We start from the raw sequence: 19,055 nt of genomic DNA, 5'->3' as shown, positions 1-19,055 counted from the left end.
GCATGAATATCGACACCTTGCTGATCGAACTGCCCGCCGGCAAGCACCCCTGGCGCTTGCCGGTCTTTACCGACCTGGGCCTGCATCAACAGGCCCCGGCCCGTTTGCTGGCAGTGCTCGAACGCCAGCGTCCGGCGGTGGTAATGATGAGCGCCGAACAACTGGAGCGTCTGCTGGACTTTCCCGCCCTGGCCCTGAGTGATCTGAGCCATCTGCAACAACTGTTGTTCATCAGCCTCCGACCGGGCGACTGGCAGTTGGCGGAACGGGCAGCGGCGCAGCTCGATTGCCACGTAGAGGGTTTTACCGATGACGGGCGCGACCTGGTCAGCGTCAAGCGTGAGCACCAGCGCTGGTGCCAGCGGGCGCTGGAACATCCCCAGGTGAATGCGGTGGCGCTGCACGGCACGACGCTGTTCGCGGTGCCCCAGCCTTGCAAACCGGCGACAGTGGACGATCAGTTGGACGCGACCGCAGCCGCCGTCGATCAGCAGTTCAGCGTCACGCAGCTGACCGACGCCGTACAGTTGAACCAGCGCTTGAGCCACGCCGCTTTGCTGTCGATGCTCAATGGCCTGGAGCAGTGCGGCCTGCTGCCCGCACCGCTCAACGATGTGGCGCACAGCCTCGCCAATGCCGGCATCGCCCCCGGCCACCGCCCGCTCATCGCACGCTGGTTCGACGTGCTCCAAGCCGAGGATTTGCTGCGCCGCCAAGGCGACCACCTGCATCCCAACCTCGACGCCAGCACCTGGAGCGACGCCAGCCTGGAGGGCATCTGGGCACAGTTGAGCCTGGACTGGGCGCGCAACACCGGCGGCAGCGCCACCCTCGATTACGCGCGCGACAACGCTCGCCAGTTGCCGGCGTTGATGCGCGGTGAGTGCGCAGCGGTGCACCTGCTGTTTCCCGAAGGCCGCACCGAACGTGCGGCAGCGTTGTACCGCGAAAGCCTGGCGGCGCAGTACCAGCATCGCGCCGTGGCTCACTGGATTGGCGCCTGGGCTGCGCGCCAGAGCGGCACCGAGCCCTTGCGGGTGCTGGAAGTCGGTGCCGGCACCGGTTCCACCACCCAGGCCGTAGTGCCGGCCCTGGCCAAGGTCACGGTGGACTATCTGTGCACCGACGTGTCGCGCTACTTCAGCGAACAGGCCGCCGAGCGTCTGCACGCCTGGCCGTGGGTGCGCCACGGGGTGTTTGATATCGACCGCCCCGCCCCTGCCCAAGGCTATCGCACCCAGAGTTGGGACCTGATCGTCGCCGGGGGCGTGCTGAATGCCGCCCGCGACACCGAGCGCTCCCTGGCCACCCTGCTCGCCTTGCTCAAACCCGGCGGCTGGCTGGTGTTCAGCGAGCCGACCCAGGAGGAGTTCTGGGTGATGGCCTCCCAGGCTTTCATGCTCAACCAGGCCAGCGATGAGCGCGCGCTGAGCAGCAGTACCTTCCTGGACCTCAACCAATGGCAAACCGCCCTGGCCCGCGCCGGGTTCCAGGGCAATCGCAGCCTGCCCGCCGCCGACCACCCGCTGGCGTCGCTCGGCCATCGTGTGTTCGTCGCCCAAGTGCCCTGCCAACGCTTGAGCCGCGCCGCGCTGGCCGCGCACCTGGAACACCCAGACCTGCACCTGGAACTGCTCGACCGTTTGCCCGACCTGCCTACCGCCAAGGACTTGCCATGACCCCGCTGGCCTACCCTTTCAATGCCTTCACCGACCTGGAGCTCGCCGAGCCTTACCGCCATGCCCAGCAAGCACCGGGCCTGCTGCGTATCCAGATGCCCATCGGCGCGCCCGCCTGGCTCGCCACGCGCTATGACGATGTGCGCCTGGTGCTGGGCGACCGGCGCTTCAGCCGCAGCGAAGCATTTCGCCGCGACGATGCCCCGCGAGCATTCCCGCGAATTGCCGGCGGCATCGTGATGATGGACCCGCCGCAACTCACGCGGATCCGCTCCCGCGCCGCCCAGGCGTTTACCCGGCGGCGCGTCGAAGCACTGCGCCCCCATGCCCGGGCCTACGCCCATGAGTTGATCGACCGTATGCTCGCCGCCGGCCCGCCCGCCGACTTGGTTAGCGACTATGCCTTACCGTTGCCCCTGGCGTTGATTTGCGAGCTGCTGGGCGTACCGCTGCAAGACCGTGAACGCTTTAAGGTATGGAACGACTCATTGCTGTCGACCCGCGCCGAAGACGCCGCGTTGACCCAACAGCACTTGGGTGAACTGGCCGAGTACATCAAGGGCCTGGTCGCCGAGCGGCGCCGTCAGCCTCAGGACGATTTCATGACCGCCCTGGCCCAGGCCGATGACCAAGGCGAGCGCCTGAGCGAAGACCAACTGCTGCTGTTGTGCATCGCCATCCTCGTCGCCGGCTACGAAGGCAGTGCTTCGCAGATCCCCAATTTCATTCTGGTGTTGCTGGACAATCCCGCACAGTGGCAACAACTCAAGGCCCATCCCGAGCAGATTCCCCAGGCGGTGGAAGAACTGCTGCGCTATATCCCGCTGGCGTCGGCGGCGATGTTTGTGCATTACGCCCTCCAAGATATCCAGGTGGGTGAAACCCTGGTTCGCCAGGGCGAAGCCGTTTTCGCGTCCATCGGTGCGGCCAACCATGACCCGGCGCGCTTTGCCGACCCGCAAACCCTCAACCTGCAACGCGATGCCGGCGGCCATTTCGGCTTCGGCCACGGCCTGCATCACTGCATCGGCTCGGCGCTGGCGCGGGTGGAGTTGCAAGAGGCGTTGCAAGCCTTGGTAGAACGCCTGCCCAACCTGCAACGCTGCGGGCAGGTGCAGTGGAAAACGGCGACGTTCTTTCGCGGTGCCCACTGCCTGCCGGTGACCTGGTCATGAGCCGCGCTCGTCCACGCGTGATCGTCGCCGGCACCGCGTTCGGCCGCATCTACCTGCAAGCCTTGGCTCGTGCCCATGAGCGCTATGAATTGGTCGGTATCCTGTCGCGTGGCAATGCCTATTCGAAGGCCTGCGCCGATCACTTCGGGGTGGCGCTGTACGAGGCCGTCGAGCAGGTGCCCGATAGCGTCGACATTGCCTGCGTGGTGGTGCGTTCCGGCGCCACCGGTGGCGTGGGCAGCGAACTGGCCCAGCAGTTCTTGCGCCGTGGCATTCACGTATTGCAGGAACACCCGGTGCATCACCGCGAAATCGCCGCGTGCATGCAGGCGGCGCGTCAGGGCCAGGCGGCCTATGCGGTCAATACGCTGTACCCGAATATCCTTGCGATCCGGCGTTTTCTGGCGGTAGCCGCGTACCTGCGTGAGCAACAAGGGCTGGCCTATATCGACGCGGCCTGTAACAGCCAGGTGGCCTACCCGTTGCTGGATATTCTCGGGCGCCTGGCCGGTGGTTTGCGGCCCTGGGTATTTGCGGCGCCGGCCGCCAGTGTCGGTGCGCAGCCCTTCACGCGGTTGAACGCCAGCTTCAATGGCGTGCCGATCAGCCTGCGCGTGCAAAACCAGGTACATCCCCAGGACCCGGATAACCACTCGTTCCTGCTGCATCGCCTTGAAGTGGGTTGTGAAGCCGGGGTGCTGAGCCTGTGCGACACCCACGGCCCGGTGCTGTGGAACCCACGCCTGCACGCACCACGGGACGACACCGACCGCCTGATCATGGCAGGCAAAGGCAGTGAACGATTGGCCGGGCCGAGCATGGTGGTGCTCGACCCGCACATACCCGCCAGCTATCACCAGGTGTTCAACCAGCTCTGGCCCGATGCGGTCAGCCTCGCCCTGGATGCGCTGTGCGCCGACATCGCCGAACCGGCGCAGCGCCTGCGCAGCGGCATGTGGGCCACCGAGGTGTCGATGGCCTGGCGTGAAATGAACAGCCTGATCGGCATGCCGGAACTGATTGAACCGCCGATTCCCCGTGCGCTGCCGATGACCGAACTGCATCGCTGCGCCGACGCCGTACAGCCGCCTGGCGCTGACCCCAGCGCGCAACTCGTGGGAGCCCTGCCCTTTTGAACACTGCCCAATCCCGTTCGTCCTGCAGCCATGTGCTGCTGTGGGTTCGCGACCTGCACCAGGCGGTGGCGAACTTTCGCGCCGCCGGTTTCGAGGTCATCTACGCCACCGCCGAGGCCCGCGCGCAACATGCGCATATCTGGTTCAGCCGCGGGCCGATCATCGAGCTGCTCACCACCCCGCGTCATGCCTGGTTGTTCAAGTGGCCCATCGACTGCCTGGCCGGGCGTGGCGCCGGGCGGCGCATGTTGCGCTGGGCTGCCCAGGGTGAGGGGTTTTGCGACCTCGCGCTGCTCTGCGATGACCTGGCCCTGGCACCCCGTCTGACAAACCTGGCGGCCGGCGGCGTGGCCATGGGCCGTGTGGTGAAGTGGCAACGCACCTGTGCGGACGGCAGCCAGACGCGCTTTCGGTTTGTTTACCCACGGCATGAGCGCCTGCCGTTTCTGGTCACGCCCTATTCACCCTCCCAGCACCCGCAGCGACTGATCCATCCCAACGGCGCCACGGGGCTGGCGGCCATTCACCTGGGCGTAAGCCCCGCCGATCACAGCGCCCTCAACCTGCTCGCGGGCGATGACCCGATGTTGCACCTGCAACCCGCCGAATTTACCGGCGTACAGGCGGTGCAAGTCGCCGGCCTGGCGCAACCATTGACGTTACACGGTGCGCAATTGCTGAGCTGCCCGACTGCACATGGAGATAGCCATGCTTGATGGATTCACAGACTGGCCCGAAGATTTTATCCGCCGCTACCGCGAGCAAGGCTACTGGCAAGGCGTGCCACTGGGCCAACTGCTGCGTGAGCAAGCCCAGCGTACGCCGCAGCAAGAGGCGCTGGTGGACGGCAACCGACGCTGGAGCTACGCCGAGCTGGACCAACACGCCGACCGCCTGGCCGCCGGCCTCGCCGCGCGCGGGCTGGTCGCCGGCCAGCGAGTGCTGGTGCAACTGCCCAATATCGCCGAGTTTTTCAGCCTGACCTTCGCTCTGTTGCGCCTGGGAGCGATCCCGGTGTTTGCGTTGCCGGCCCACCGCGAACATGAATTGGCCCACTTGGCGCACCTTAGCCAAGCGGTGGCCTATGTGATTATCGACCAGCACTTGGGCTTCGATTATCGGCCCCTGGCGCGCACGTTGCGTAGCCAGGTGTCGAGCCTGCAACAGGTGTGGGTGGTAGGCGCGGCCGAGGAATTCGTGGCCCTGGCCGACTGCGTCGCCACCCCCCACCCGTTCCCGGCGCCGGACGCTCGCGATGTGGCGGTGCTATTGCTGTCCGGCGGCACCACTGGCCTGCCCAAGCTGATCCCGCGCACCCATGACGACTATGCGTGCAATGCCCGGCTGGCGGCGCAAGCCTGCGGTTTCGACCGCCACACCCGTTACCTGGCGGCGCTGCCGGTGGCACATAACTTCCCGCTGGCCTCGCCGGGGGCACTCGGGGTGTTCAGTGTCGGCGCCACCCTGGTACTGGCGCCGGAACCAAGCCCCGACACCGCCTTCGAACTGATCGAGCGCGAACGCATTACCCACACGGCCTTGATCCCGCCACTGGTGTTGCTGTGGCTGGAAGTGGCGCAATGGTCCGACAACGACCTCAGCAGCCTGCAATGGCTGCAAGTCGGTGGCGCACGCCTCAAGGCCGAGATCGCCGCACGCATCCGCCCCACCCTGGGCTGTGGCCTGCAACAGGTGTACGGCATGGCCGAAGGATTGCTGTGTTTTACCAGGCTGGATGACCCGCAGGCGCTGGTCTTCGACACCCAGGGCCTGCCGCTGACCGGCGCAGACGAGATCCGTATCGTCGATGCCGACGATGTGCCGGTGGCTCCCGGCGCCGTCGGTGAATTGCTGGTGCGCGGGCCCTACACCATTCGCGGTTACTACAACGCTCGCGAGCACAACCAGCGCGCCTTTACCGCCGATGGCTTTTATCGCAGCGGCGACCTGGTACGGCGCCTGCCCGAAGGGCATTTGATCGTCGAGGGGCGCAGCAAGGATGTGATCAACCGGGGCGGCGAAAAGATTCCGGTGGAAGAGATCGAGAACCTGCTGCTCGGCCATCCGCTGATCCGCGATGTGGCGTTGGTGGCGCTGGCCGACGAGTTGCTGGGTGAGCGCAGTTGCGCCTGCGTACTGGCCCACGGCGCGCCATTGGACCTGGCGTCGATCAACGCCTGGCTGCGCGAGCGTGGGCTGGCGGCCTACAAGTTGCCAGACCGCTTGCAGGTGCTGCGCGAGTTTCCGCTGACGCGCCTGGGCAAGGTCAACCGCAAGGCCCTGGCGGAACAGGTGCTGGCCTTATGAGCCCGTGGCTACGTGTATTGCGTGAGGGGCAACAGCCCCGCGCACGCCTGGTGTGCCTGCCCCACGCCGGTGGCAGCGCGAGCTTTTTTCGGCCGTGGCTGGCGCATTTGCCGGGTGACATTGACCTGTTGGCAGTGCAGTACCCCGGGCGCGAAGAGCGCTTCAACGAAGCGCATATCCCATGCCTGGCGACCCTCGCCGAGCACATCAGCCAGGCGTTGCTGACCTTGCCTGCGCGGCCCCTGTGGCTGTTCGGCCACAGCATGGGCGCGGCGCTTGCCTATGCCGTCGGCACGCTGCTGGAGGCCGGCGGTGTCGGCCCTGACCACGTATTTGTTTCGGCCCACGCACCGCCGCACCGGCAACCCTCCAGCGACCTGCATCGCCAGGACGACAGCGCGTTGATTGCCGACATCCTGCGCCAGGACGCCCAGGCCGCCGACCTGTGGGCCAACCCGCAGTTACGCACGCTGTTTCTGCCGGCGTTGCGCAGCGACTACCAGGCCATCGAAACCTGGCGCCCCGCGAACCTGCAGCCGTTGACGGCACCGCTGGACGTGCTGCTGGCCCGCGATGACGCCGAAGTCAGCCTGGAGCAGGCTCGCGCCTGGGCCGACCTGAGCCGCCATACCCCGGACATCCGCCTGTTCGACGGCGACCACTTTTACCTCAAGCATCAGCCGCGACCGGTGATCGACCACCTGTTGCAGCGCACCGCCTACCTTCAGGGAGACGCACGATGAAAACCCCGGAACACTGCACTGGCCTTCACGACATTCGCCATGCCATCGACAGCCTCGACAAGCAGATCATCGACGCCCTCGGCCTGCGCATGCAATACGTCAAGGCCGCCTCCGCATTCAAACCCGACCAGGCCAGCATTGCCGCACCCGATCGCGTTGCGGCGATGTTGCCCCAGCGCCGGCAGTGGGCGCAGGAGGTCGGGCTGGATGGCGAGTTTGTCGAGGGCCTGTTCAACCAGATCATCCACTGGTACATCGCTGAGCAGACGGCCTTCTGGCTACAGAAAAAGAGCCAGTGCGTATGAACGCGGCCGATTTGCTCAAGACCTTCCAGGCCGCGCACCAACGGGCGGTGGCGTACCAGCGCCCCGTTATTGCCGTCAGCGCCTACCCCGCGCCGACGCTGGCGCCCCTGGCACTGTACGAGGCCCATCGCCAGGGTTTCTTCTGGTGTGCGCACTCGCCGGACTTGAGTTTGTTCGGCCTCGGCTGCACCTGGCAGATCGAAGCCTCGGGGTCCCAGCGCATGGCCGAAGTGGATCGCCAATGGTTCGCACTGTGCGCCGATGCGCTGGTGGACGGCCCGCATCCGCCCTTGCTGCTGGGCGGTATGCGCTTTGATGAGCAGCAGCCCTGCGCATCCCATTGGGCGCCGTTTGCCGATGCCAGCTTCCACCTTGCCCACTGGTTGCTCAGCGAGGACAGCCACGGGCGCTGGCTGCGCTGCCAGCGTGTGGTCGAGCCCGGCAGCGATCCTGCGACCTTGGTGCAAGCAAGCCTGGCCGCCCTTGAACAACTGCTCAACCCAGCCACCCACGTTGCCCCCGCCCCCCATGTAGTGGAACGCGTCGCACTGCCGCGGGATCAATGGCAGGCCAAGGTCGACACCGCCTTGAACGTTATCGCCCGGGGTGACTTGAGCAAGGTGGTGCTGGCGCGGCATATCGACCACCACATGGACGCCGCGCTCGACACTGGCGCGGTGATGGGCCGCCTGCACGCTCGGCGTAACGCCTCGCACTTGTTCGCGATTCACCGGGGCGAACACTGCTTCATGGGCGCCACACCCGAGCGGTTGCTCAGTTGCGAGGCGGGCCGTCTCACCACCCACGCCCTGGCAGGCAGCACCCATCGTGGGTTAAAGCCCAATGAAGATCAGGCGCTGGGGAAACGTTTATTGGCCGACCCGAAAGAGCAGCACGAGCATCGACTGGTGGTGCAGACCATTACCCAAGCCTTGGGTGACAAGGTCAGCGACCTGCACGCCGCGCCGCACCCCAACTTGCTGAAACTTGCCACCGTGCAGCATTTGAGCACGCCCATCACCGCGAGGCTCAACACCGGCAAGCGCCTGCTGGACGGTATCCAAGCCTTGCACCCTACCCCCGCGGTCGGCGGTCTACCGCGCGCGCCTGCGCTGGATTTTATCCGTGAACACGAAGGCTTTGATCGCGGCTGGTATGCCGCGCCAGTGGGCTGGCTGGACGCCGAGGGCAATGGCGATTTTCTCGTGGCCCTGCGCTCGGCGCTGATCACCCCCAGGCACTGCCATGCGTTTGCCGGCTGTGGGATTGTCGAGGGCTCGCTGCCAGCCAATGAGTACGAAGAAACCCAGATCAAGCTGGCAAGCATGCAACAGGCGCTGCAACTGGCATGCCCTGCTGATACTGACGTGGCGTACAGCCAAACTCGCGGCGAAACACCGTATGCAAGTACTGCGCAGAGGTGAAGCCGCAGCGGGCGGCGATGTCGGCGATGGCCAGGTCCTGGTTCTCCAGGCCCTTGGCGGCGGCGGCGAGTTTGAAGCGCAGGATTTCGTCATGCACGCTGCACCCGCGCACCTTGCGAAAGTGCGCTTCCAATGACGAGCGTGAGACCCCGACATAGGCGGCGACCTGGTCGGTCTTGATCCCCTGGCACGCGTACTGACGGATAAACAGCAATGCCTGCATCACATAAGGGTTGCCCAAGGGCTGATGCAGGCTGGAGGCCTGCACGTTGATCGCGTCCGGCGGCACCAGCACCTGCGTGCCGGTGCAGGGCTTGCCGTGCAGCATCTGATGCAGCAAGGCCGCGGCAGTACGGCCCATGGTCTCGGTGCCCTGGATCACCGAACTCAGCGGCACCCGCGTGAGGGTGCGGGTCAGCGGGTCGTTGTCGATCCCGATCAACGCCACCTCCTCCGGCACCGCAATGCCCGCCGTCAGGCAAGCTTGCAACAACTGCCGGGCACGAGCATCGGTGACCGCGATAATACCGATGGGCTTGGGCAGGCTGTGCAGCCAGGCAATCTGCTGCTCCACCGCGCTGTCCCACAACGGCGCACTGGTGCCCAGGCCGCGATAGATCTCCACCGGCAAGCCATCGCGTTGCACCAAGCCGCGAAAGGCTTTCTCACGCTCCTGCGCCCAGCGATTGGCCTGGGCCTCGGGCAGGCTGAAACAGGCAAACCGCGTCAGCCCGGCCTCGATCAAATGCTCGTAGGCCAGCTTCATCAAGGCGTGGTTATCGGTCGCGACATAGGGAATGCCCTTGGGGTACGCGCTGACATCCTCGTAAGATCCCCCCACCGCCACCACCGGTATCCGACTCCCGGCCAGCGCCTCGCCGATCAACGGGTCATCGAAGTCGGCAATGATGCCGTCTCCCTGCCAACGCTCGATACCGCGCAGACGGCAGAGAAAATCCTCTTCCAGGAACAAGTCCCAGGACGCGCGGGTGCTGCTCAGGTAATTGCCGATACCGGTGATGATGCCGCGGTCGTAGATTTTGCTGCCGTTGAAGAGCAAGGCGATGCGGTGCACGGGCGGTAGGGTTTTCATTGTTTTTGTCCTTGGGGCCGGTAGGTGCAGACTAAACCTCGCTGTGCAAAATCGCACTACACCTTGGTGATTTTCATAATCAGCGGCCAGGGCGCCGTTGCTAGTATCCAGACACCGCCCAGAACAATAAGGAAACCGCCATGCCGTACTTCCCCGGTGTCGAGAAGGTTCGCTTCGAAGGCCCTGCCAGCGCATCCCCCCTCGCCTTTCGCCATTACGACGCCAACAAGCTGATCCTCGGCAAACCCATGCGTGAGCACCTGCGCATGGCCGCTTGTTACTGGCATACCTTTGTGTGGCCGGGAGCGGATATGTTTGGCATGGGTACGTTCAAACGCCCATGGCAGCGCAATGGCGATCCGATGGAGGTGGCAATCGGCAAAGCGGAGGCGGCCTTTGAGTTTTTCTCCAAATTGGGCATCGACTACTACAGCTTTCACGACACCGACGTAGCGCCGGAAGGCAGCTCGCTCAAGGAGTACCGCAACCATTTCGCACAGATGGTCGATCACCTGGAGCGCCATCAGGAACAGACCGGCATCAAGCTGCTGTGGGGCACCGCCAATTGCTTCAGCAACCCGCGCTTTGCCGCCGGGGCCGCGAGTAATCCCGACCCGGAAGTGTTCGCCTTCGCCGCCGCGCAGGTGTTCAGTGCGATGAATGCCACGCTGCGTCTCAAGGGCGCCAACTATGTGTTGTGGGGCGGCCGTGAAGGTTATGAAACCCTGCTCAACACCGACCTCAAGCGTGAGCGTGAGCAGCTCGGCCGGTTTATGCGCATGGTGGTGGAGCACAAGCACAAGATCGGCTTTACGGGTGACCTGTTGATCGAGCCAAAACCCCAGGAGCCTACCAAGCACCAGTACGACTACGACAGTGCCACGGTGTTCGGCTTCCTGCATGAATACGGCCTGGAGAACGAAATCAAGGTGAACATCGAGGCCAACCACGCGACGTTGGCCGGGCACAGTTTTCATCATGAAATTGCCACGGCCGTGTCCCTCGGGATCTTCGGCAGCATCGACGCCAACCGCGGCGACCCGCAGAACGGCTGGGACACCGACCAGTTCCCCAACAGCGTCGAAGAAATGACCCTGGCCACCTATGAAATCCTCAAGGCCGGAGGCTTCAAGAACGGTGGCTACAATTTCGATTCCAAGGTGCGCCGCCAAAGCCTGGACGAGGTGGACCTGTTCCACGGGCATGTGGCAGCCATGGATGTGCTGGCGCTGGCCCTGGAACGTGCGGCGGCGATGGTGCAGAACGACACGTTGCAGCAATTCAAGGACCAGCGTTACGCCGGGTGGCAGCAGCCATTGGGCCAGGCGGTGCTGGCGGGCGAGTTCAGCCTGGAATCATTGGCTGAACATGCGTTTGCCCACGAACTGAATCCGCAGGCCGTGAGTGGTCGACAGGAGATGCTTGAGGGGGTTGTGAATCGGTTTATCTACACCTGAGTGTCCTGTGGCGAGGGAGCAAGCTTTCTCGCCACAATGAGAGTCTTCACCTAGTGTCTTTCCAACAACAATAAAAGGACGCACCACCATGAAGTCATTCACACGCACCCTGCTCGCCACTGCCCTGGCCCTGCTCGCCTTGCCGGTGATGGCCGATCCGGCCCATCCGAAAATCGGGTTTTCCATCGATGACTTGCGCCTGGAGCGCTGGTCCCGCGACCGCGATTACTTCGTCGCCGCCGCGGAAAAACTTGATGCCAAGGTCTTCGTGCAGTCCGCTGATGCCAACGAGCAAAAGCAAATCTCGCAAATCGAAAACCTGATCTCCCGTGGCGTCGATGTGATCGTGATCGTGCCGTTCAACGCCACGGTGCTGACCAACGCCGTAGCCGAAGCCAAGAAGGCCGGGATCAAAGTGGTGTCTTATGACCGCCTGATCCTCAACGCAGACATCGACGCGTACATCTCGTTTGATAACGAAAAAGTCGGTGAGATGCAGGCCAACGGCGTGCTGCAAGCGGCGCCCAAGGGCAATTACTTCCTGCTCGGCGGCGCACCGACGGACAACAACGCCAAGGTGCTGCGCGAAGGCCAGATGAAGGTGCTGCAACCGGCTATCGACAAGGGCGACATCAAGATTGTCGGCCAGCAGTGGGTCAAGGAGTGGAACCCTACCGAAGCCTTGAGCATTGTCGAAAATGCCCTGACCCGTAATGACAACAAGATCGATGCCATCGTTGCCTCCAACGACGCCACCGCCGGCGGCGCGATCCAGGCCCTGGCCGCACAGAAGCTGGCGGGCAAGGTGCCGATCTCCGGCCAGGACGCTGACCTCGCGGCGATCAAGCGTGTGATCGACGGCACCCAGACCATGACCGTCTACAAGCCGCTCAAGCTGATCGCCACCGAAGCCGCCAAGCTCTCGGTGCAACTGGCGCGCAGCGAAAAGCCGACCTACAGCTCGCAGTACGACAACGGCAGCAAGAAAGTCGACACCATCCTGCTCACCCCAACGCCGCTGACCAAAGCCAATATCGACGTACTGGAGAAGGATGGGTTCTACACCAAAGAGCAGATCGGCGGGCAATGACCGCCATGGCCGCCGACTATCTGCTGCAAATGAACGGCATCGTCAAAAGCTTTGGCGGTATCAACGCCCTCAATGGCATCGATATCAAGGTACGCCCGGGAGAGTGCGTCGGGCTGTGCGGTGAGAACGGTGCCGGTAAATCCACCTTGATGAAGGTGCTGTCGGCGGTCTACCCCTACGGTACCTGGGAGGGCGAAATCCTCTGGGACGGGCAGCCGCTCAAGGCCCAGTCCATTCGCGAAACCGAGGCCGCCGGCATCGTCATCATTCACCAGGAACTGACCCTGGTGCCCGACCTGTCGGTAGCCGAAAACATCTTCATGGGCCACGAGCTGACCCTGCCCGGCGGGCGCATGAACTACCCGGCGATGCTGCAACGGGCCGAAGCCTTGATGCGCGAACTCAAGGTGCCGGACATGAACGTGGCGCTGCCAGTGTCGCAGTACGGCGGCGGCTACCAGCAACTGGTGGAAATCGCCAAGGCCCTCAACAAGCAAGCGCGCCTGTTGATCCTTGACGAGCCGTCCTCAGACCTGACCCGCTCGGAAATCGAAGTGCTGCTGGACATCATCCAGGGCCTCAAGGCCAAGGGCGTGGCCTGCGTGTATATCTCGCACAAGCTCGATGAAGTGGCGGCGGTGTGCGACACCATCGCAGTGATCCGCGACGGCAAGCACATCGCGACCACCGCCATGGCGGACATGGACATTGCACAGATCATCACCCAAATGGTCGGCCGCGAAATGAGCAACCTCTACCCCACCGAGCCACATGCAGTGGGCGAGGTGATTTTTGAAGCGCGCAACGTCACCTGCTACGACGTCGACAACCCCAAGCGCAAGCGCGTCGACGATATTTCGTTTGTGCTCAAGCGCGGCGAAATCCTCGGCATTGCAGGGCTCGTGGGCGCCGGGCGCACCGAACTGGTGTCGGCACTGTTCGGCGCCTACCCCGGACGCTACAGCGCGCAGGTGTGGCTGGACGGCCAAATCGTCGATACGCGCACACCGCTCAAATCGATCCGCGCCGGGTTGTGCATGGTGCCCGAAGACCGCAAGCGCCAAGGCATCATTCCCGACCTGGGCGTCGGCCATAACATCACCCTGGCTGTGCTCGACACCTATGCGCACCTGAGCCGCATCGACGCAGAGGCCGAACTGGGCAGCATCGACCAGCAAATCGCACGTATGCACCTCAAGACCGCCAGCCCGTTGCTGCCGATCACCAGCCTGTCCGGCGGCAATCAGCAAAAGGCCGTGCTCGCGAAAATGCTGATGGCCAAGCCCAAGGTGCTGATCCTCGACGAACCCACACGTGGGGTGGATGTGGGCGCCAAGTATGAGATCTACAAACTGATGGGCGCGCTGGCGGCCGAAGGTGTGTCGATCATCATGGTTTCCTCGGAGCTGGCCGAAGTGCTCGGCGTATCCAACCGCGTGCTGGTAATCGGCGACGGCCAACTGCGCGGTGACTTCATCAACGAGGGGCTTACCCAGGAACAGGTGCTCGCCGCTGCGCTCAGCCAACACCCTAATAATCGGAAGACCGCGTAGATGAATCAGGTCAAACAGCTTTTCACCCGCTACAAAATGCTCGCCCTGGTGATCGCCGTGGCGTTCATCTGGCTGTTTTTCAGTTGGCAGACCGAGGGCGGCTTCGTCACGCCGCGCAACTTGTCCAACCTGCTGCGGCAGATGTCGATCACCGGCATATTGGCGTGCGGTATGGTGCTGGTGATTATCAGCGGCGAGATCGATTTGTCGGTAGGTTCGTTGCTCGGACTGTTGGGCGGGCTGGCGGCGATTCTGGACGTGGTCTATCACGTACCGCTGCTGGCCAACCTCAGCCTGGTGGCGCTGTGCGGGTTGATGATCGGCCTGGCCAACGGTTACATGACCGCCTATCTGCGCATCCCCTCGTTTATCGTCGGCCTGGGCGGGATGCTGGCGTTTCGCGGGATTTTGCTGGGGATTACCGGCGGCACCACCATTGCACCGGTGTCGCCGTCGCTGGTGTATGTGGGCCAGGGGTATTTGCCCCACACCGTCGGTATCGGGCTCGGGGTGTTGCTGTTTGCCCTGACGGTATTCCTCACCTGGAAACAACGGCGCAACCGCGCGCTGCATGGTTTGGCCGCGCACTCGCCGGTGCGTGATGGATTGCGCGTGGTGCTGATCGGTGCGGTGCTCGCCGGGTTTGTCACCACGCTGAACCGCTACGACGGCATTCCGGTACCGGTGCTGTTGTTACTGGTGCTGCTCGGCGTTTTCAGCTACGTCACTCGCCAGACCGTGTTCGGCCGCCGCGTCTATGCGGTGGGCAGCAATATGGAAGCCACGCGCCTGTCGGGCATCAATGTGCAAGCGGTGAAACTGTGGATCTTCGGCATCATGGGCGTGATGTGCGCCCTCGCCGGTCTGGTCAACACCGCCCGCCTCGCCGCCGGGTCACCGTCGGCGGGCAACATGGGCGAACTCGACGCCATCGCCGCATGTTTTATTGGCGGCACCTCGATGCGCGGTGGCTCGGGCACGGTGTATGGCGCGTTGCTCGGAGCATTGGTGATTACCAGCCTGGATAACGGCATGTCGATGCTCGACGTGGACAGTTACTGGCAGATGATCGTCAAGGGCAGCATTTTGGTAGTGGCGGTGTGGGTGGATGTGAGTACGCGGGCAGGACGGCGCTGATTCGCCAGTCCCTCAAAACGGCGGCGTGGCGCACATAGTCATGCCGCCATCCAGCCGACTGAGGGGCTCAGGCAATCAGTAAATGATCTTCCCATCAAATAGATTGTAAACATGCTTCGGTATTTTGGAGGGCGAAGCGAGGTACACAAACAACTTTTGGCCCTGCTCTTTGAAAGCCAGCACCTGCAAAACCTTTCCAGCACCTATGGCAACATGGTCCTTCAAAAAGTCCGTCGACATATTCATTTTCGGCACTGACTCATCAAATACATACACCACCTGCTGGGTGGCATGGGTTCGCTGCTTCGCCGCGCCTTTGGCCCATCCTTCCCATTCGGCAGAATTACGCACCGTCGCCGAAGCAGATTGTACCCCCGGGTCCTGGAACACTTTCCCAACACCATCTTTAAGCCTTTTCGCGCCTTCATCCGTAACAAAAGCCGAGCGATAAGCTTTGCCTTCATAAGGGTTCAATTGATTGAACTCGCCGATAAACGCTTCAAGCTCAGGCGTGGTCTTACCCGCTCTCAGTGGTCCGTTGACAAAGTCGGAATCCGCGTGAGTGTAGGTTTCAATCCATTCGAACTCACCCGCATTACTCTCGCCCATAAGTGTAACCAGCGTCTTTGTAAACTGCTCTACCTCGTGTTCCTTGACGGGGAGCGCCATGTCGGCATGTTGTTGAGCAACGGCGTCCAACGTTTCCCGTGCCTGCCTGTATTTACGGGAAAAATATTCTTTCAGCCCGCCACCCGGGACGCCCATTCTTGTCCACACTCCCGCCTCATCCGGCTTGGCGGCAATGCCGCTATATGCCAATTTTGAGGGGTCTTGCGCGTCGGGTACTCGCAACTTGTAATGTTCACCATCTGCCACATCGGGTTTGTCAGCAACCAAATACTTCTTGCCCCTGAACTCCACCTCGCGCATTCCCGCAAAGGTTGGCGCTGGGGTGGACGGCGTAGTGGCCGGAGCATTTGATATTCGCGTCAGTTCAACTTCGTTAGGCTGCGCTGCAGGGTGCCATTGGTAACGATCATTGGCGCTGGCGTTAAACGGTATGAGCGGCGGCTCCTGCGCCTCTGGCCCGACTGGCGACAGCTCGTGCGCCAGCTGCAAAGCTGAAATGGCCGCTGCGGCATTGCCTGCCACGCGATCATTAGCCGTCATGCCATAAATGGAGTCGTGCACTCCGAAAACGATCTGGCCCAGATTGCCAACGACGGGCGCATAACCAAAGGTACTGCCCCATACTTCTTTTATTGCCTTCCATCGTTGCTGCGAGGCGCCAAATACCTGTGTCTGGTCATTCCACACCGCATTATTGGCATTTAACCCTTGGTACGCTGCGGCAATACCGGAGCTGAGGCTACCGTGCTTCAAAAAATAATCACTGCCTCGCGACTTCGTATAATTGAATGTTTCCCACACCGGCACAGCCTTGTCTTTGACTATGTTTTGACGCCCCGGATAGGTAGCAAGATTGCCCGCAATGTAATGATCAAGTACCTCGCCAGCTTTGGGCCAATGCGCGTCTTTACCGCCTTGTCTGTCGCTGGCATTGAATCGACTGACGATGCTATGGCGATTTTCTTTGGCCCACTCGGAAAACCCTCTATCGCCCGATATTTCACTGGCCTTGCCGCTCTTCAAATCAATCATCAACCCCTTATTGGGTCGATGCTCGACATTCCCATCAAAGGGCAAGTCAGGAATAAAGGCATAGCCTGCCAATGGGTAACCATAGAGATTGGGAATAATGACTTGGCCGTTCCAATATAACGTTCGATGGATCGCCTCTTGTGTTTCAACGCTTAACTTTTCGAAGCCAGTCTTATCGTTTAACAGGCTTTGCAAGGTGCCGCGCAGCACATAGACATCCGCTTTGCCCGAGCGCTCGGCCAGTGGCCCTGACTCATCGCTCATTGGCTTGGCTACCTCAGCTTCCCAATGGCCCTGGAGTCGCGCTCCCAACGCCTCCAGATCACTGATCCTGCTGCGGTCTTGTGGCTCGATGTGGGTTGTTCGGAAATTGACCAGGCCACCTTCCGATGTCCGGTCGTGCTTTAGCGCGCCAGCTGCTATTTCCCAAGCAAAGTAGGTGCGTGTGTCCGTGTTGGTTTTTACCTCCGGCGTCCATTTCCCTACGTAAGTGTTGAATGTCACGCTGATTTTTTCATGGGGGTCGTACCCAGCGGCCAACAATCCGGCGCTAAAGTAACCTGCAGGTTCCAGGAACTGACGAGTCTGTTGGAACCGGATATTGCGCTCACCTTCGTTCCCCCGTTCTATGCTATCGATCAGCGCGGTAACCCGGAGGGCATACGCATCGATACACTGCAGCTGTTCTTCCAGGGTATTGCGCAAAGAGCCCGTGAAAGGTCCATGGATGATCGTAGTGTAAAGCGCCTCTTGGGACAGAGGTCGGGCCAGAATGCTCGATGTTTCGCTGAGAGGGTCAGCTGTATTGTTGCTGGGGAAATCCAGTGCGCCCGTGATCTCTGAATACGAGGGATCACCGGGCAAATAGCAATCGGGGCTCAGTGAAGAAAAATCATCCAAGAACATTGATGAGGTACCTTTTCCAGACAATTGCGATTACCCCACCTGACTGCATCATAGGGGGCAGGCTGCGCTGGTGGAGTTTGCGTACACAGATCGCGCGCCCCTCGTAACTACATCAGCCGTCAGATGAGTCGCACCTCCAAGCGAATAGGTTCCTCCAATAAGCGTGGCACGTGTTACATGCCGTTTTCGCTATTGCTCACTGTCGATATTGCACATTGGTTAGTGGCGCCTTTGGGCGCGCCATGGTTAAAACTGTGGGAGGGGGCTTGCTCCCGATGAGGGAGTGTCAGAAGCACATCTGTGACTGACCCGCCGCCATCGGGGGCAAGTCGAATCGTCGCACCGCCCCTCCCACATTGATCTGATTTTTTCCATGGGTTATTGCGAACGCAAACTAAAAGTCCATAATGGACAAATAAGTTTATTCAGAGGCGTCCATGTCCAATCCCCCCCTCATCATCGACCAGGCCCAGGCCCGTACCTTGCTGGCTCAAATCGACGTGCCCGCTATCCTGCGCAAGCTGTTTCGCGAGCTCGCCGCCGGGCAGGCGGTGCAGCCGGCGCAGCAGTGGGTGGAGTTTCCCCAAGGCGCGGGAGATTTCATCAATTACCTGGGAGTGCTGGCAGAAGATGGCGTGTATGGCGTCAAGACCTCGCCCTACATCGTGCGTGAACAGGGCCCGCTGGTGACGGCGTGGACCCTGCTGATGTCGATGCACAGCGGCCAGCCGCTGCTGTTGTGCGATGCCGCTGAATTGACCACCGCACGCACGGCCGCCACCACCGCATTGGCAGTCGACGCGCTGGCGCCGCTGTCGGCGCAGCGCCTGGCGATTATCGGCAGCGGCAAGGTCGCCCAGGCACACCTGCGCTATGTGCAAAACCTGCGTGACTGGCAGCACATCCGCCTGTATTCCCCAAGCCTTGGCAGTGCCAGCGCCGAAACGCGCGCGCAACTCAACGCGCTGGACCCGCGCCTGAGCCTCGCCGCCAGCTGCGATGCCGCGCTGCAAGATGCCGATGTGATTCTGCTCTGCACCTCATCGGCAGGCCCTGTGATCGACCCGATGCGCCTGAGCAAGCCCGCGTTGATCACCTCCATCAGCACCAACGCACCGCGTGCCCACGAAGTGCCTCCCGTGTGCCTCGAACAGATGCAGGTGTACTGCGATTATCGCCAGACCACCCCGGATGCGGCGGGCGACATGCTGATTGCCAGCGAACAGCATGGCTGGGATAAACGTGCGGTGCTCGGCGACCTGCCCGAACTGCTCAGCGATATGGCGCAGCGCCCGGACCCTCAGCGCCATGTGTTTTTCCGCTCTATCGGCCTGGGCCTGGAAGATATTGCATTGGCCAATGCCCTGTACCAACGCCAGCGCTAATCA

Annotated in this window: 15 protein-coding genes; 13 read left to right on the top strand and 2 right to left on the bottom strand. The window is 62.3% G+C overall.

Going from position 1 to position 19,055, the window contains the following annotated elements; translation table 11 throughout:
• The first annotated feature begins 2 nt into the window (after positions 1 to 2).
• The 8 genes from E4O98_RS25975 to E4O98_RS25940 are packed head-to-tail and all read left to right on the top strand — an operon-like array spanning position 3 to position 8,769.
• Entirely contained in the window at positions 3 to 1,679 is a 1,677-nt protein-coding gene (locus E4O98_RS25975) for a class I SAM-dependent methyltransferase (RefSeq protein ID WP_248136636.1), read from the top strand.
• Positions 1,676 to 2,854 (top strand): cytochrome P450, encoded by a 1,179-nt coding sequence (locus E4O98_RS25970; RefSeq protein ID WP_248136634.1) that lies wholly within the window; start codon positions 1,676 to 1,678, stop codon positions 2,852 to 2,854. Before E4O98_RS25975 ends, E4O98_RS25970 begins: the two co-directional genes overlap by 4 nt.
• The gene (locus E4O98_RS25965; RefSeq protein WP_248136632.1) at positions 2,851 to 3,990 is read left to right on the top strand and encodes a Gfo/Idh/MocA family oxidoreductase; all 1,140 of its coding nucleotides are present in this window, start codon (positions 2,851 to 2,853) and stop codon (positions 3,988 to 3,990) included. Before E4O98_RS25970 ends, E4O98_RS25965 begins: the two co-directional genes overlap by 4 nt.
• Positions 3,987 to 4,706 (top strand): VOC family protein, encoded by a 720-nt coding sequence (locus E4O98_RS25960; RefSeq protein WP_248089609.1) that lies wholly within the window; start codon positions 3,987 to 3,989, stop codon positions 4,704 to 4,706. Before E4O98_RS25965 ends, E4O98_RS25960 begins: the two co-directional genes overlap by 4 nt.
• Entirely contained in the window at positions 4,699 to 6,297 is a 1,599-nt protein-coding gene (locus tag E4O98_RS25955; RefSeq protein ID WP_032876538.1) for an AMP-binding protein, read from the top strand. The genes E4O98_RS25960 and E4O98_RS25955 overlap by 8 nt, the downstream gene beginning before the upstream one ends.
• Positions 6,294 to 7,040 (top strand): alpha/beta fold hydrolase, encoded by a 747-nt coding sequence (locus E4O98_RS25950; RefSeq protein WP_148854109.1) that lies wholly within the window; start codon positions 6,294 to 6,296, stop codon positions 7,038 to 7,040. The genes E4O98_RS25955 and E4O98_RS25950 overlap by 4 nt, the downstream gene beginning before the upstream one ends.
• Complete coding sequence (locus E4O98_RS25945; RefSeq protein WP_005787433.1) at positions 7,037 to 7,345, top strand: isochorismate lyase; 309 nt, start codon at positions 7,037 to 7,039, stop codon at positions 7,343 to 7,345. Before E4O98_RS25950 ends, E4O98_RS25945 begins: the two co-directional genes overlap by 4 nt.
• Positions 7,342 to 8,769, top strand: a complete 1,428-nt coding sequence (locus tag E4O98_RS25940) for an isochorismate synthase (RefSeq protein WP_248136630.1) — start codon at positions 7,342 to 7,344, stop codon at positions 8,767 to 8,769. Before E4O98_RS25945 ends, E4O98_RS25940 begins: the two co-directional genes overlap by 4 nt.
• Here the strand turns inward: E4O98_RS25940 and E4O98_RS25935 are convergent.
• A complete protein-coding gene (locus E4O98_RS25935) occupies positions 8,657 to 9,862 on the bottom strand; it encodes a XylR family transcriptional regulator (RefSeq protein WP_081883272.1) in 1,206 nt (401 codons plus the stop codon). The genes E4O98_RS25940 and E4O98_RS25935 overlap by 113 nt on opposite strands.
• 140 nt (positions 9,863 to 10,002) lie before the next feature.
• Here E4O98_RS25935 and xylA point away from each other — a divergent pair, with 140 nt between their 5' ends.
• From xylA to E4O98_RS25915, 4 genes are all read left to right on the top strand, one after another.
• Entirely contained in the window at positions 10,003 to 11,319 is a 1,317-nt protein-coding gene (gene xylA / locus E4O98_RS25930; RefSeq protein ID WP_248136628.1) for a xylose isomerase, read from the top strand.
• Between the two features lie 88 nt (positions 11,320 to 11,407).
• Positions 11,408 to 12,409: a D-xylose ABC transporter substrate-binding protein gene (gene xylF, locus E4O98_RS25925; protein ID WP_223018777.1), complete on the top strand. Its 1,002-nt coding sequence runs from the start codon at positions 11,408 to 11,410 to the stop codon at positions 12,407 to 12,409.
• A complete protein-coding gene (xylG, locus tag E4O98_RS25920; RefSeq protein WP_248136625.1) occupies positions 12,406 to 13,962 on the top strand; it encodes a D-xylose ABC transporter ATP-binding protein in 1,557 nt (518 codons plus the stop codon). The genes xylF and xylG overlap by 4 nt, the downstream gene beginning before the upstream one ends.
• The gene (locus E4O98_RS25915) at positions 13,963 to 15,099 is read left to right on the top strand and encodes a sugar ABC transporter permease (protein ID WP_032876554.1); all 1,137 of its coding nucleotides are present in this window, start codon (positions 13,963 to 13,965) and stop codon (positions 15,097 to 15,099) included. It begins immediately after the preceding gene.
• Positions 15,100 to 15,174: 75 nt separating this feature from the next.
• On the opposite strand, the gene E4O98_RS25910 is transcribed toward E4O98_RS25915, so the two are convergent.
• Positions 15,175 to 17,667: a hypothetical protein gene (locus tag E4O98_RS25910; protein ID WP_248136622.1), complete on the bottom strand. Its 2,493-nt coding sequence runs from the start codon at positions 17,665 to 17,667 to the stop codon at positions 15,175 to 15,177.
• Positions 17,668 to 18,104: 437 nt separating this feature from the next.
• Between E4O98_RS25910 and E4O98_RS25905 the strand changes: the two genes are divergently transcribed.
• Positions 18,105 to 19,052: an ornithine cyclodeaminase family protein gene (locus tag E4O98_RS25905; RefSeq protein WP_228309713.1), complete on the top strand. Its 948-nt coding sequence runs from the start codon at positions 18,105 to 18,107 to the stop codon at positions 19,050 to 19,052.
• Positions 19,053 to 19,055: the final 3 nt, after the last annotated feature.

The organism is Pseudomonas sp. W2Jun17 (genome assembly GCF_023127795.1).
Taxonomy (GTDB): Bacteria; Pseudomonadota; Gammaproteobacteria; order Pseudomonadales; family Pseudomonadaceae; genus Aquipseudomonas; species Aquipseudomonas synxantha_A.
Note: the sequence above shows the minus strand (reverse complement) of the source record. Positions and strands in the feature narration are given on the sequence as shown.